The organism is Pseudoalteromonas sp. CuT4-3 (assembly GCF_035666335.1).
In the GTDB taxonomy this organism is placed as follows: Bacteria; Pseudomonadota; Gammaproteobacteria; order Enterobacterales; family Alteromonadaceae; genus Pseudoalteromonas; species Pseudoalteromonas atlantica.
In genome coordinates this window covers 2,257,909-2,270,981 of the sequence record NZ_CP142030.1, presented here as the reverse complement: position 1 = coordinate 2,270,981, position 13,073 = coordinate 2,257,909, and the positions used below count along the sequence as shown (strand labels likewise).

Sequence of the window (13,073 nt, the reverse complement as noted above, 5' to 3'; positions counted from 1 at the left end):
CTTTTTCATATGTCGTTTTCTTTTATCGACATAATTTTATAAAACTTAAGCTTTTATTTTAGATTGTTTTCTATTAACGACTCATAGGGCTGAGTCGTTAATAGAAAGTTTAACTAGCCACCAGATCTTACTTCATAAGTAATTCCACCATAAGTAGATCCAGTTGTTGTTTTATTTTCAACTTCCCAATAATAAGTGCCTGCATTAAAGATAGAAGTGGAAACTGCTACGCTATATCCGCCAGCAACTCTATCTCCATTGCTATCAACCAAAGTCACTTTGAAATCATGTCCGTCATAGTTTCTTAAAATTGCAAAACCGTATCTACGGCAATTACCACCATCATAAGTAAAGCTTGCAATAGTTCGAGTCTGCTCCAATTTAAGACTAGTGTATCTAGTGTAAATTGTAGGGCTACAACGTTCATATTCACTGGTTGTTTGCTCATTTTTAGCTGCTTCTTCAAAATCAAGAATAGAATTCAATGATGCAACTTGATCATGTTGCTCTTGTACTTGAATCGAAGATGACTCTGTAACCGAAGTATCAGCACTGATTGCATTGAAAGAAAAACTTGCAGCAGCAACAACAAACATTGTTGCAGGGAGTAAATGTGAATATTTCATAACTTAAAATCCTTTATTGAGTTAGTTTACAAAAAGCTATACTTTATGATAACTATATTTGACTATTATCAAAAGTACTCTCATAATGTTTTTATCAAAACATCTTAAAGTATACGATAAAAAAATGTCAAAAATTGGATACGCGAGAGTAAGCTCAACAGGTCAAAGTTTAGAAGTGCAACTTGATAAGTTAAATCAAGTTGGCTGCGATAAAATTTATCATGAAAAGCAAAGTGGTAAAACAGCGGCTCGACCAGAGTTTCAAAAGTGCATGAATTATCTTCGGGAAGGGGACACTTTTGTTATCACCAGATTAGACCGTCTTGCGCGTTCCGTTATTCACTTATCACAAGTTGCGGAGCGCTTTCAGGCAGAAAATATTGATCTAGTAGTAATTGACCAAGCAATTGATACATCTACTCCCACTGGAAGGTTAATGTTTAACATGTTAGCAGCCATTGCCGAATTTGAAACTGATTTACGCTCTGAGCGGCAACTAGAGGGTATTGCTAAAGCTAAAGAGCACGGCGTTAAATTTGGTCGACCAACAAAAAGAACCGATGAAATAGATTTAGAAATTTATAATAAAAGGAAAGAAGGTGTACCCATTGGTCAATTGGCAAAAGATTATGACTTGGGTTCGGCTACGATTTATAGAATATTGAATGATGTATTTGAAAAAGTATCAACTGAAGCAACAAAATTATCGCTAGGCTAGATCTCATTCATTCGAGATTTAAATGAATACTTAATTATCCCCTTATTTAATCGGCAATAGTTTGCCGTTATTAAACCATACTATTTCCCATTTGCCGCTTCTGTTGGCTAAAATCACTGACATTTCTACCTCGATGTGTACTTTCGTGCTTATACCACTTTCATTAATTAAGTGATCTATTTTAGGCGGAGGAAAATCATTAAACACAAGGCTTTTTTACATAACTAGCTGTTCTAATAATTAAATAAATAACGCAGTAGTTAGTGGTTTTAACCCATATAAATGATCACTTAGTTTGTGAGATTAGTATTAATACTTCTAAAAAACCTGTTGCAAATAACAGGTTTCGATTTGTTGGCCTGCTACTTGCTCTGATATAAGCATTGTCGTTGCAATATTTAATAAGGGAGCAAATATGCAAATTACTAATACACCGTATGTTAATCATGCTGAGTCAGCCCAACATAGCGCGTTAAGCACAAGAATAAATGATGGACAGGCTACTAACACAACCAAGAAAACCGAAACAGACACCGTTTCAATCAGCTCTGCCGGTCGCAATGCTGAAGCTAAATGGCAAGAAATTGCAAATAAATACGATATGACCAATATTTCTGGAAATGAAGTAATGGGAATGGCTAAAGAGCTTTATGACAATAAGTTAATTTCTAGCGGTCAAATGCTTGATATGTATACACCACCAAGTATTGATTTTAATTTAGATGAAAAAGTTAATTATGTAGCTCACGTGACTAAGGAATTGGAAAGCCTAAAATTACATAGTGACGGGTCAGCTCAAATGAGAAATGCAATTGAAGCTAAGTCTAGAGTGTTTGATATTGTAAAACTTATTGGTTAAATACCCATGTTCGTGTGTCATTGTGAACATGGGTTGTGCTCTAATTCTTGTGTGTTAATTATTGAACGAAAACAGAATCACTCCAAAAACCAAATGGTGATGCTATCGAATTTGCTGAAATATTAACAGTACCACTTATATTTGATGCGCCAAAAAAATCGAATTGATGGAGGAATCCAGTAACTGTTTGGCCTGCACTACAAGTACTTAGGTTTGCTCCACATCTAGGAGTGCTAGATGTGGCAGATACACTAGAACCTGCAAACGTTGCGTTGTTTGTATTACCGTAACCGAACTGAAATACATAAACTCTAACTTGGCCACCGCCATGATTTTGAGTGGTTGAGAACTGATTAGCTGATACAGGGTCTATATTAGGATAGGAAACCGATTGTACGGCTCCAATTTCGAAATAAGTAATTCCTTGTGCGGCAGCTCTTGTACTGACACTTGTGGCTAGCTTTGGAGCTTCAACTTCAATGCCTTGCAAATCTGAAGGTGAAAAATATAGTGTATCATTCTGTATTAAAGCAGAGTGGTCTACAACATTTTTCACAACACCTGCTTCAATATCAGCAGCCAGTAAATTTACTGAAAAAGCACTAGAAAGCAAAGCAAGAGCTAATAACGTTTTTTCATTTTCATAACAAACATCCTTTTATCCATGTTAAATTATTCCCTTAAATATTTAAGGGAAAGTATCTTGAGATATGAGGTTAATATCTCAATTTTTATTAAAGCAGAAAAACCTTTTCACTTGAACTGTTATTTTGGTTAATCATATTAACTATAAATTCAAAAATTGGTTGAAAAACAGGCTTAAGGTTCATTTCGAGGGGATGGGCACAAAACCCCAAATAAAGCGGAATGGCAACCTTATGTTTCTAAAGAGATAGAGCTTATTAAGGCAGAAAGAGCAGAAACAATAAAAATTAAACGACCTTTACCCGTAGCTCCCAAGCTGAATGTTTCATTTAAAGATGACACTAAAGGCGTAATGCTATATGCGCATACCCCAACAATCATATTTGGAGATGCACCCGCAGCGATATCACCATTGAAACAGTACATCAACAAGAGCTGTAAGGTTAATTTAAATAACTACTTAATAAAAAGGCTTTACGTTCTTAATTCATTTGATTAGTTTTTTCACTCACCGCTGGTGGTTATATTGATAGCCATAAATAAAAGTTACCACTATTCTTGGCTATCAATTTAAAAAATACAGAGAGCACAAGGGTTATATCTACAACTTTTTGCTATAATTTCCCACTTCCCTTATAAACTTGATAGCTGTAAAGCTATTGTCATCATAACTTGATCCAAGCTTTAGCTTTTTTCCGTTACTTAACTCAATATATCTACTAGTTGAAGAAAAATGATCATGCCTCTCACAAATATCTGCTTTTGCTACCCTTTTGCATACATCTTCATACGCCATAAAACTTCTTACGCCATAAAACTTCTTACGCCATAAGTGGTTTTATCTTTGTCACTGTCTGTGTACTTACCAATAAAAGCCCTTGCCGGAGATACGCCTGGCTGTCCTGAGCTATGCGCTGAATGACCTAAACCAATCAAATGAAATAACTCATGCATAGCGTAGTATTCGTTCGCATAAGTGTTAAAACCCCAGCTGGCTACAGCAAAAGCCAAGTGTTTATTATTTCTATCACCCGACCTAACTGGCTTATAGGCTTTTCCGGCGACCCCACTTACTGAATCAAAGAAAGGGTGAATAAATAGCACTACGTCTGCTTTCCATGCCTTACGCATCTCTCTTAGCTTTTGACTATTGGCCATTTTAGACAATAACTGAGAAAAATTCCTACTGCATCTACCTTGTGGACAAACATCCTCCGGCGGTAAACTATACGCGTACCGCTCAGTACCGAATTTAGTATTTTCATGAGCTGTATAGTACCTCATTCCACTGATATTACCTTCTCCATCTATAATATCAGTTATGCCTCTCAAAACAGGGACAGGCATATACTGTCTGAATTTATATTCTTTCATTCTTTTAGCTATGTTTGGATGTATTAACCACAAGACGCCAGGACCTATTGTGTTTTCTAGAGATGTTTTTGGATCTAACGGCATTTTTACAGCCCAGCCATTAATAGACTTTGATGCATAAGAATTAACAGGAGCAGCAACTAAGTTGTCTTTAATTAACCCATCACTTACTTCTATTGTGTGATCACCCGATTGGGAGGGCTTTTGCAGTCGCTTTGTCTCTGTAGCACTAATAACTTCCCAATCCGCTGAAAACCTTATGAATTTTTCACTTTCATTAGTGCTAACAATTAACTCATAATAAAGCTCAGATGGCTCAGCACTTTCATTACTCTCCTCGAATGAATACAGCCTAGCTTTTATTTTTTTGTTTTGTGATTTGAACTCAACACTTCTTAACTTTAAATCTCTGCCATACGTTAGATTAGTTGGCTTTAAAGAGATGTTAGGTGAAGCTATTCCCTCAAATTTCAAATTCATGTTTAGCATTTCAACACCCGAATAAGAAACTTTTCGACTTAAATCTCCGAATGTGTCTTTAAGTCCATCTTCACTTTCAGCATCAATTCGTTTATCTGAATTAGCATTCTGTATAATATCTTCCAGCGTGCTTCTTTGTAAGATGTTTAACTCAAACGATTCCATATTCTTAGTTTGAGAGTATTTATTATTCATAGGCTCTACATCTAGAGCTTGAGTCTGAAAGCTAGCTCCAAATAGTAAAATCAAAGGGAGAAATATTTTTTTCATATGATATGTCCTTATAGTTAATTTTATTTCCTAAACCACCATATTCTCACATGATTAATATGCAAACCTATTTTAGGTACTAAACATACTTTTTTGTCTAGAAATAAATACAAAAATGTAAAAATCTACTAAAATGCACACTAAAATGCATAAGTGTGATTACCAAGGGATTATGTCGGTCTAATTACCGAGCGACTTTGACGTAAATAGCATACCAGCCAGTTATTTAACGGGCTACAGTTTGTGCGGTTTCTTGTAACACTTGCGATCTTTCAACTCTCAGTGCGGTAGTGTTCAAGTTATTTCTAAGCCACATGCTGCGCACACCACCTGCACTAATATCAACACCAAGTGACTCAGTCAGCTTCATTGCGACTTTCTGTTGACCAAGATGTGGATGCTCAATTGAGAATTGCACAACCGCATCTTCTATCGCTTGATCTACACAATTTTTATGTCGCAGGTTTGGAGTCTCTTGACGTTTTAAAGCATCAGCCCCTCCTTGCTTAACCAGCTTTAAGTGACGGTGAATAGTATCTCGCGATACGCCACTTTGACGTGAGGCTGCACTGACACTTCCAAGCTCCTCAATTAGCGCTAATACTTCAAGCTTTTTCTGTACAGCCAAGTCTTCTGATGCAAGTTTACTTGGTTCGTTTACCTCTGATATTTTAAGCTGTCGTCCAGCGAAGTGAGCAGTAAACTCTTTCTTGCTCGTTTTTCTAATTTCTATTTTTTGATTGGCAATCGAGTATTTGAGCGGTGAATCAATCAAGTAAAATTTGTTGTCATAGCTGAAGGTATGATCATTACGTATTTTACGGTGATCTTTGATGACACAGATATCGTCTAGGTTGGTGTGTTTTGATAATGGTGTGAACTCAGAACGTTGTTTCGATTTCACTTGTATTTTAGTTTGCCAGTATTGAGGAATAAAGACATGTTTAAGGTAAGCATTAGCCCCAGCAATATCATTGATATTATTTAACCTAAGCTCCGGCACAAGTCGGTCTTGGAAGGTATCAAACGCACGCTCAACACGCCCCTTACCTTGTGGTGAATTAGCAAAAATTATTTCAATACCTAATTCTTCACAGGCGCGTTGCATTTGAGAGAAGTTGCAACGCTTTGGCCCGCCGAATATACCAGCTCTGTCTACATAAAGCGTTTTAAACACACCTTGGGTTTCAATACAGTCTCGCATTACCTTTAAGCAACCTACGGTCGTTTCTGAAGGAAAGAACTCGGCGTATACTTCACTAGTAGCATCGTCAATCATGATAACTAAACAGTGCTTTTTATCACCAAACCAACGATGAGGGCTACCATCCATTTGCATCATTAACCCCGGAGCTTCCATGCGTTCTCTGCGTTTGCGAACATTACTACGTCTTCGTTTAGCGCGTTTAACATGGTGGATATCATGCGCCCAACTTCGTAGGGTCTCGCGCTTAACTACGATGTTTTCATTGATTGCTAACTGCTCAGCTAAGTGAAGCAGATTCAAGTCGAAATACTTTTCTTTAATCAGAGTTTGCACGGCTTTTTTAATTGATACTGGTGTTTTATTTGGCGGGGCTTTGCCACGATTACCATGAATAGCAAATTGAATACCGACTTGCTGATATTGTTTGACGTAGCGTTCAATTGTACGTCGTGACTTGTTAAGTAACTTTGCTGCATTGCCAATTGTTATTCTGTTTTCTGCTACTTTAGCAATAATATCAACAGTGAGTTGAGCTTTTGAATCCATCACAATCATCCTCAACATGCCTTATTAGTATTCCAAAAACAAAACACTAACAGACACGTAAAAAAGTGACCGACAAATTCCCTTGGTAATTAGCGATTACGACAGAATCGCTTGGTAATTAAGATACGACAAAGTCGCTTGGTGTTAACACTAAAATGCATAAGTCTTAGTTTCATCTTTCAGATTCGATTAACAGGGCTCAATTAAATCTGACAGTCAAAGATTGGCACATGCCAGATCTTAACTTAGATTCAAATTAAGCTTCGATCTGTTCTGAGAGGTCTAACGCATCATCAACTTCTATTACTAAGTACCTGACAGTTCTTTCTAGTTTTCTATGGCCAAGTAGAAGCTGAAAGGCTTTTTAGTTTTTTATAAATTAGTGATGTTTTGGTACGTCTCATTGAATGAGTACCATATTGGGTCTTATCTACATGTTTGAGCTTCTTGTAAAGCTAGATAGCTTCTATTTCATGAAAATCGATTCCAGTAAGGTTATTCTCTTTTATTAAAGAGTAAAAACTATTTTCTGCATCTGTAGTTATGTAACTCAATCCCGTTTCTTTTGTGCGAAATAAAGCTGTATTTTCTACTTTTGACTTATCTATTACTAAGCGCTTGAACGGCTTTATCATTTTTATTTCACCACGTTTATTATAATTGTGCTCAGTAAGGTCGTGGTTTAGAGCATCTTCAAAACCAACTAGGTTTAGCGCATACCAAGTTTCACCTTGCAAATCACATTTAAGATATTCAACATTGTGTCCTAAATTAGGTTCCATTATTGCTTTAACTTCTTTTGATAAAACATAAGAAGTAGCTCCTAGTCCTGCAATATCTGGTATTTGAAGCCCAGCGTTTACATCATGCTCATCAATGAGCCAGTTAACTCCAAGAGTGCGCCAGTTATCTGTCATTGAATGGCCATCAAAAAGTAAAATTTGGCCTTCTGTTAATTGCATCGTTTGCTCGAAACCTGTTTCATTGAGGTAAAGGTATAAATCAGGGTTTATATTAAAACCATATACTTTATTAAAACTTTTCATATTATTAAACCTGAGTTCCACTTAGTTTTGTATGGATTGGGAATTCACCATCTTCAAGGCCATCTGAAATTTGACGTAATGCTTCAATTATCCCTCTGTGTCCTAATCCCTTGTTGATTGACTGGTCAAGAAGAAACTCTACATTCAAATAATATTTTTTCGTATGGATGGTTGCGTGTGCATAAGCGTCAGGCATTGACTCCAGAGGAACGTGAGCTTTATGTAATGGTAAATATACGCCATTAGCTTCATGATCAAGCAAATACTTCAACCTCATATCAAGCGTTATCAAATACTAACGGAAAGATATCAGATCAAATAAATTTAAACTCTTGCACTCCGAATGTTAAGGGTATTTTACATACGGAATATAGCTTGGGGTATAAAAATGTTTGGGAATCAGATGTCGAAGTTGGTGCTTGGCAAATTGTAATACCAACAAATAGAGGCCTTGATGAAAATGGAGAAATAGACACTATTGGGATAGGTGGCGATAATGTGCCATATGTATATTTTGGTCATATTTGCGATCAGGATTTAATTTCTAGCGAACCTTCATAATTTAAAAGGGCCTCTAAATGAGGCCCTTTCGCAATAAATTACTCTCGTTCTGCATTTCTTCTAAGTTGAGATGAGATATTATCGTTTAACTCAAGCCAACTAAAGTCCTTATTCCAAGCCTGTTTAAAGCTTTCTCCTCCTTGTGAATTATCCAGAATTTCTTTTAAATCAAATATTTTTGAGAAATTATCTTCGTTTACGTCGTAACTTGACCACCCCCTAACTCCCAAGTCAATGTGCTCTAGAAAGCTCGATTTAAACTCGTTAGCTGCGGCCACAAAATCCCCGTTGTCATTTAATTTTTCAGATATCAGACTTTTCTCTTTATCATTAATAGAACCTGTAACTTCTAGCTCACCTGATTGACTGATTGATATCCCCCAGTCTTTATTCGCTAATGATGGTTGTTCGGCCGCTATTTCAGCCACAATATTGTCATACTGAGTAAACATTTTTTCAACAGAGTTGGAAACTTCACCACCCGGCATATAAAGATTCACAGTAGCGATTCGAATATTATTTAACGCTTTTTCTTCTGCTTCCCTTGTTGATACAACATTATTTGTTGATATATTCATTGGCTTATCATAGGTCGCTTTAGGCTCTTTAGGCTGATCATTATGATATATGTCCTTAGCTAGTCGCTCCATTTCACTATTTATTTGTTCTTTACCATTTACAGGTTTATTAATTTTCACTTCTGAACCGTTCGATATAAACTGCGATGCTAGATTAGTATCATTTGAATTAACTTTCATATCATTTTCCTTGTTCGTTATTTATTACTAGTTATCGGCAGGTTATTATCTTACTTTAGTTGTTTCTAATAAGAAAAATTAACTTAATATACATAGATAATAAGCATTACTTAAATCTTAGACTCGGCATATCTTTGTAGAGGTAATGTGGGCGTAGTTTTTTATACTTAATGGCTTCATTTATCTTCCTTGGGTATTTTTCGATTAACCACCATGCGAGCTCTAAAATATAATGCCGCTCAGATAAAGAGCGCTGCTCAAATGCTATTTTTACATCACTTATATGTTGATACGGCATATTTGTTTTGTCACATAAGTATTGTTGTAAATCGGGAGCCAATGAGTGTGAGGCAATAATTCTACAAAGCTGATGCAGTAAATTAAGCCTCTGAGTTTTTACTTGACCTGAATTAACAAAACCACGGTCTAATACCGCTAACTTCCATTTCCACCTTCGATGTACGTTCTGGTGCCAAATATTAACAGGAATAGGAGTGAAATCAGTTAAACTTACCCCGCATTTCCAACACACCGCTAGATCTGGAGCATCTAACTGGTGATATTTTCCAAGCTCTATTCGGTGAAAAGCAACTGCCATTCCACAATGTCTACACCTATCTTCCATGAGTATTAAGTGTTTTGGGCAAAAAGTATAAAAAGCCACTCGCCAAGCAATTCGATAATAAGCGTCTGTACTTTCAGCTAAGCATAGGGGACAATACTGCATGCCAAAACCTGTATGAGTACGATGATATAATTTAAGCGGTGTTATCCAGCGTAGCTGACCTGAATCGCCCCGTGTTTGCCAGAGACTCAATAACTTGAGAAACTGGAACTATGAAAAAATCAAATCGCTATACATCAGAATTTCGTGAACGTGCAATTAGGCTTGTTACCACACAACAGCATGAATACCCTTCTCTTTGGGCTGCGCTAGTATCGATTTCAGATAAACTGGGATGTACCCCAGAAACACTTAGAGCATGGGTCAAGAAATCTCAAGCTCAACCGTCTAAACCCTCTTCTAATACGCAATCAACTGAAGAACGCCTTGCCGTCTTAGAGCGCGAGAATAAAGAGCTCAAGCGAACGAATGATATCCTGAGGCAAGCTGCCGCTTTTTTCGCCCAAGCGGAGCTCGACCGCAAACAGAAGTAATAGTGGATTTTATTGATGCTTGCAGAGAGCATTACGGTGTCGAGTCAATTTGCAAGGAATTGCCGATTGCACCATCAACGTATTATTCTCATAAACAGATACAAAGAGAGCCTGAGCGACTGTCTAACCGCAAAAAGCGTGATGCTGAGCTGATAATACTCATTCGCGAAGTGTGGGAGGATAATATGTCAGTTTATGGTGCAAGAAAAATATGGAAGCAGCTACAGCTTGACGACCATCAAGTCGCCCGCTGTACAGTCGAACGATTGATGCGAGTTATGGGAATTCAAGGTGTTCGTCGGGGTAAAGCACATAAGACAACGATACCTGACGAGCAACAAGATAAGCCACTTGATTTAGTTAATCGTCAATTTACTGCTGAGCAGCCAAATCAACTTTGGGTAGCTGACATCACCTATGTTGCCACATGGAGTGGGTTTGTTTATGTCGCTTTCGTGATAGATGTTTTTTCACGATACATTGTAGGTTGGCGTGTATCAACGACAATGCACACAGAGCTTATTCTTGATGCGTTAGAGCAAGCTATTTGGCATCGTGGCAACCCCGAAGGGTTAATTCACCACAGCGACAGAGGCAGCCAATATTTGTCTATACGATACACTGAGCGACTTGCTGAAGCTGGAATTCAAGCGTCTGTAGGCAGTGTGGGTGACTCTTATGACAATGCATTGGCTGAAACAATAAATGGATTATTTAAAACAGAGATTATTCGCAGAAATGGCCCGTGGAAGAATGTTGATGCTGTTGAATACGCAACGTTAGAGTGGGTCAATTGGTTTAATAATCAACGCTTATTATCTTCAATTGGGTATATTTCACCAGCTCAATATGAAACAGACTACTATGATAATTTAAACGAGTCAGGTAAAGTGGCCTGACTTAAACAAACTGGTCTCCGATGAACTCGGGGCGATTCATTTGTATACATTCGACAGCGTGCCTATTATCTCATTTTGTCATACACAGTTTTCATCTAAAATAACCTGTTGCGCCTTTAAAAATAGGCGTATACGCTTTGTTTACACCCGTATACATCAGAGGTATTTTAGAATGGCTATTCTAAGCATCCGAATTGACGATAAATTAAAAGAGTCTTTAAGTAGTGAGGCGCAAAAGGAAGGTATTTCTTTATCTGAATATGTGAAGAAATCACTGGAAATTAAGAGCGTTGATACTCATATACTAGCAACAGAGAAAAACTTAAAAAGCTCTGTTGATAGTATTAAAGATTTAGCGCTCGTCTCTCAGGAGACTGTACACGAAGTTGAACTAAATATTCAGCGGCTAAATGAATCGCTTAAAAATGCAAATCACTTAAAAGAAATCAAAAAATTGAAATGGATATTGATTTCTATATCCCTCATCTTTGTATCAATCTCGATCCCAATATTTCACTTTAATATTGCTTATTTCAAAACCTTCTTTTATTAGGCTTTATCCTGAATAATTTAAGGCCTATGAGCCAAGCCTATTAGTAAATATTCCAGTTACCGGAAAGCCTTTGCCGTCCAACACCTCTGTATTAAGCTTTTCACTTTACGATGAATTACCTTCAACAACTTAATTTAAATAAACTTTTTAAAGGCGTTTTCAAAAGACTATAAGTGTATAATTATGGCGCAGGTTTTGCAGTTAATATCACTCATACGATCATACTAAGGAAAAGAACCTATGCGAGTTGATGCAAACGTACATTATTTTAATGGGAACCAGCGTACCAAGCCTTCAACAGAGGCCTCAACGTCATTTTCGGCTGCATTAACAGCAGCACAAACAGACAATGATAAGACTGACAGCAGCACAAAACAGGCGGATTTCACTAGTATGACCCGGCAAGAAATGCGGGACTGGGCCAACACTCAAATCCGCAATGGAGAAATGTCTCTCGATGACGGCAGGCCTTTCATGGCTATGACTATGAAAATACCCGTAAATGGAGGCGAACTGGCAGGTGCACACAGTGATGAAACACGATATAACTTCATTCAAAAAACGCGTGATGGCATCCAAGGCGCACTGTCACGCAATGACGAGACTACTTTGAAGATGTTAGAATCAGCTATGTCTATCATGCAAGACAAAAGTACTGGTGTTAACATTCGTATTTAGAAATATAAAAAGGCCAGAATGTCTGGCCTACATCATTAATAAATCAAAGAATACTGATCTGGACTGACATAGTATTCCATGGCGAATTAGTCGAAGTATTTTGGTATTTGAATAATCCGTTTTGATGACCATCGACATTGTATTCATTGAGGAAACCCACGACAGTTTGCCCAGCGGTACAAGGCCATGTGTAATTACTACCAGTCACACAAACAGGCGTACTTGAGTACATTGTGGAACTCGGAAGTAACCCACCGTTCATCCAAGCAATATGATTATAACCATAACCAATTTCTAAAACAGCAGTACGCAGCTGCTCTCCCCCATGATCACATGCAGTTGTTGTCATACCAACAGTGGACTCCCACCCACAATCAGTTGAACCAACAGCATATACCCACATTGAAGATAGCGGCGGAGCTGATGCTCGAGCCATTAATTCAGACTCCATGCGGATGTTTTTGATTTCGGCAGGAGCTGGAGCATTCTGACTAGTGAGTACAGGAAGGGAGGTAATTACTTGTTGACTGCGCGGAACTTCCTCAGCATAACTCATATTACTTACACCAGTTGCTATGACTACAGATAGCAGGCAATTAATTAAATTTATTTTCATAGTCCTTGAATTTCCCTTTTAATATCAATTGAAAGGTATTTATAGTTCACGCCTTTAGCATTGTCAAAAAATGAAAACA

At 37.4% G+C, this 13,073-nt stretch carries 16 protein-coding genes, 1 pseudogene and 1 other annotated feature; of the genes and pseudogenes, 6 read left to right on the top strand and 11 right to left on the bottom strand.

Annotated elements, in window-relative coordinates:
- Positions 1–113: 113 nt before the first annotated feature.
- Positions 114–626: a hypothetical protein gene (locus VOI46_RS10395; protein ID WP_024604506.1), complete on the bottom strand. Its 513-nt coding sequence runs from the start codon at positions 624–626 to the stop codon at positions 114–116.
- A gap of 85 nt (positions 627–711) precedes the next feature.
- Between VOI46_RS10395 and VOI46_RS10390 the strand changes: the two genes are divergently transcribed.
- Together VOI46_RS10390 and VOI46_RS10385 are read left to right on the top strand one after the other, a co-directional pair.
- Complete coding sequence (locus VOI46_RS10390; RefSeq protein WP_263972598.1) at positions 712–1,344, top strand: recombinase family protein; 633 nt, start codon at positions 712–714, stop codon at positions 1,342–1,344.
- Between the two features lie 415 nt (positions 1,345–1,759).
- A complete protein-coding gene (locus VOI46_RS10385) occupies positions 1,760–2,203 on the top strand; it encodes a hypothetical protein (RefSeq protein WP_024604508.1) in 444 nt (147 codons plus the stop codon).
- Between the two features lie 58 nt (positions 2,204–2,261).
- Here VOI46_RS10385 and VOI46_RS10380 read toward each other — a convergent pair whose 3' ends face one another.
- The 7 genes and pseudogenes from VOI46_RS10380 to VOI46_RS10350 all read right to left on the bottom strand — a co-directional run bounded on the left by VOI46_RS10380 (position 2,262) and on the right by VOI46_RS10350 (position 8,033).
- Positions 2,262–2,816, bottom strand: coding sequence for a DUF4879 domain-containing protein (locus VOI46_RS10380; protein WP_282338407.1), 555 nt, complete (start codon positions 2,814–2,816; stop codon positions 2,262–2,264).
- Between the two features lie 633 nt (positions 2,817–3,449).
- Positions 3,450–3,644, bottom strand: coding sequence for a hypothetical protein (locus VOI46_RS10375; RefSeq protein ID WP_282338409.1), 195 nt, complete (start codon positions 3,642–3,644; stop codon positions 3,450–3,452).
- Between the two features lie 8 nt (positions 3,645–3,652).
- Entirely contained in the window at positions 3,653–4,972 is a 1,320-nt protein-coding gene (locus VOI46_RS10370; RefSeq protein WP_282338411.1) for a hypothetical protein, read from the bottom strand.
- A 226-nt stretch (positions 4,973–5,198) separates the two neighbouring features.
- On the bottom strand, positions 5,199–6,734 hold the full coding sequence (locus tag VOI46_RS10365) for an ISNCY family transposase (RefSeq protein ID WP_039972460.1): 1,536 nt from the start codon (positions 6,732–6,734) through the stop codon (positions 5,199–5,201).
- Positions 6,735–6,981: 247 nt separating this feature from the next.
- A pseudogene (locus tag VOI46_RS10360) lies at positions 6,982–7,159 on the bottom strand (integrase); the annotation flags it as partial.
- A gap of 21 nt (positions 7,160–7,180) precedes the next feature.
- Positions 7,181–7,771 (bottom strand): DUF1629 domain-containing protein, encoded by a 591-nt coding sequence (locus tag VOI46_RS10355; protein ID WP_024605456.1) that lies wholly within the window; start codon positions 7,769–7,771, stop codon positions 7,181–7,183.
- A gap of 4 nt (positions 7,772–7,775) precedes the next feature.
- Positions 7,776–8,033, bottom strand: coding sequence for a hypothetical protein (locus VOI46_RS10350; RefSeq protein ID WP_282338746.1), 258 nt, complete (start codon positions 8,031–8,033; stop codon positions 7,776–7,778).
- Positions 8,034–8,146: 113 nt separating this feature from the next.
- Between VOI46_RS10350 and VOI46_RS10345 the strand changes: the two genes are divergently transcribed.
- Complete coding sequence (locus VOI46_RS10345) at positions 8,147–8,332, top strand: hypothetical protein (RefSeq protein ID WP_282338748.1); 186 nt, start codon at positions 8,147–8,149, stop codon at positions 8,330–8,332.
- A 38-nt stretch (positions 8,333–8,370) separates the two neighbouring features.
- On the opposite strand, the gene VOI46_RS10340 is transcribed toward VOI46_RS10345, so the two are convergent.
- A complete protein-coding gene (locus VOI46_RS10340; protein WP_024606314.1) occupies positions 8,371–9,090 on the bottom strand; it encodes a hypothetical protein in 720 nt (239 codons plus the stop codon).
- Between the two features lie 106 nt (positions 9,091–9,196).
- On the bottom strand, positions 9,197–9,688 hold the full coding sequence (locus tag VOI46_RS10335; RefSeq protein WP_282338754.1) for a hypothetical protein: 492 nt from the start codon (positions 9,686–9,688) through the stop codon (positions 9,197–9,199).
- Between the two features lie 239 nt (positions 9,689–9,927).
- On the opposite strand from VOI46_RS10335, the gene VOI46_RS10330 reads away from it, so the two are divergent.
- From VOI46_RS10330 to VOI46_RS10320, 3 genes are all read left to right on the top strand, one after another.
- Positions 9,928–11,147, top strand: a protein-coding gene (locus tag VOI46_RS10330; RefSeq protein WP_223230517.1) for an IS3 family transposase whose coding sequence is annotated in 2 segments (ribosomal slippage) — positions 9,928–10,216 and positions 10,216–11,147 — 1,221 coding nt in all. Because the reading frame shifts where the segments join, the coding sequence is not laid out codon by codon here.
- Positions 10,206–10,322 (top strand) — a sequence feature (AL1L pseudoknot). It overlaps the preceding gene by 117 nt.
- A 172-nt stretch (positions 11,148–11,319) precedes the next feature.
- Positions 11,320–11,700 (top strand): hypothetical protein, encoded by a 381-nt coding sequence (locus VOI46_RS10325; RefSeq protein ID WP_024606317.1) that lies wholly within the window; start codon positions 11,320–11,322, stop codon positions 11,698–11,700.
- A gap of 240 nt (positions 11,701–11,940) precedes the next feature.
- A complete protein-coding gene (locus VOI46_RS10320; protein ID WP_013463093.1) occupies positions 11,941–12,378 on the top strand; it encodes a hypothetical protein in 438 nt (145 codons plus the stop codon).
- A 43-nt stretch (positions 12,379–12,421) separates the two neighbouring features.
- Here the strand turns inward: VOI46_RS10320 and VOI46_RS10315 are convergent, their stop codons facing one another.
- Positions 12,422–12,994 (bottom strand): YolA family protein, encoded by a 573-nt coding sequence (locus VOI46_RS10315; RefSeq protein WP_013463092.1) that lies wholly within the window; start codon positions 12,992–12,994, stop codon positions 12,422–12,424.
- Positions 12,995–13,073: the final 79 nt, after the last annotated feature.

What these genes read in the sequence shown, in the direction of transcription:
- VOI46_RS10395 (WP_024604506.1), bottom strand. Translation starts at nt 626, where the DNA reads ATGAAATATTCACATTTACTCCCTGCAACAATGTTTGTTGTTGCTGCT.
- VOI46_RS10390 (WP_263972598.1), top strand. Translation starts at nt 712, where the DNA reads ATGTTTTTATCAAAACATCTTAAAGTATACGATAAAAAAATGTCAAAA.
- VOI46_RS10385 (WP_024604508.1), top strand. Translation starts at nt 1,760, where the DNA reads ATGCAAATTACTAATACACCGTATGTTAATCATGCTGAGTCAGCCCAA.
- VOI46_RS10375 (WP_282338409.1), bottom strand. Translation starts at nt 3,644, where the DNA reads ATGGCGTATGAAGATGTATGCAAAAGGGTAGCAAAAGCAGATATTTGT.
- VOI46_RS10370 (WP_282338411.1), bottom strand. Translation starts at nt 4,972, where the DNA reads ATGAAAAAAATATTTCTCCCTTTGATTTTACTATTTGGAGCTAGCTTT.
- VOI46_RS10365 (WP_039972460.1), bottom strand. Translation starts at nt 6,734, where the DNA reads ATGATTGTGATGGATTCAAAAGCTCAACTCACTGTTGATATTATTGCT.
- VOI46_RS10355 (WP_024605456.1), bottom strand. Translation starts at nt 7,771, where the DNA reads ATGAAAAGTTTTAATAAAGTATATGGTTTTAATATAAACCCTGATTTA.
- VOI46_RS10340 (WP_024606314.1), bottom strand. Translation starts at nt 9,090, where the DNA reads ATGAAAGTTAATTCAAATGATACTAATCTAGCATCGCAGTTTATATCG.
- VOI46_RS10335 (WP_282338754.1), bottom strand. Translation starts at nt 9,688, where the DNA reads ATGGCAGTTGCTTTTCACCGAATAGAGCTTGGAAAATATCACCAGTTA.
- VOI46_RS10325 (WP_024606317.1), top strand. Translation starts at nt 11,320, where the DNA reads ATGGCTATTCTAAGCATCCGAATTGACGATAAATTAAAAGAGTCTTTA.
- VOI46_RS10320 (WP_013463093.1), top strand. Translation starts at nt 11,941, where the DNA reads ATGCGAGTTGATGCAAACGTACATTATTTTAATGGGAACCAGCGTACC.
- VOI46_RS10315 (WP_013463092.1), bottom strand. Translation starts at nt 12,994, where the DNA reads ATGAAAATAAATTTAATTAATTGCCTGCTATCTGTAGTCATAGCAACT.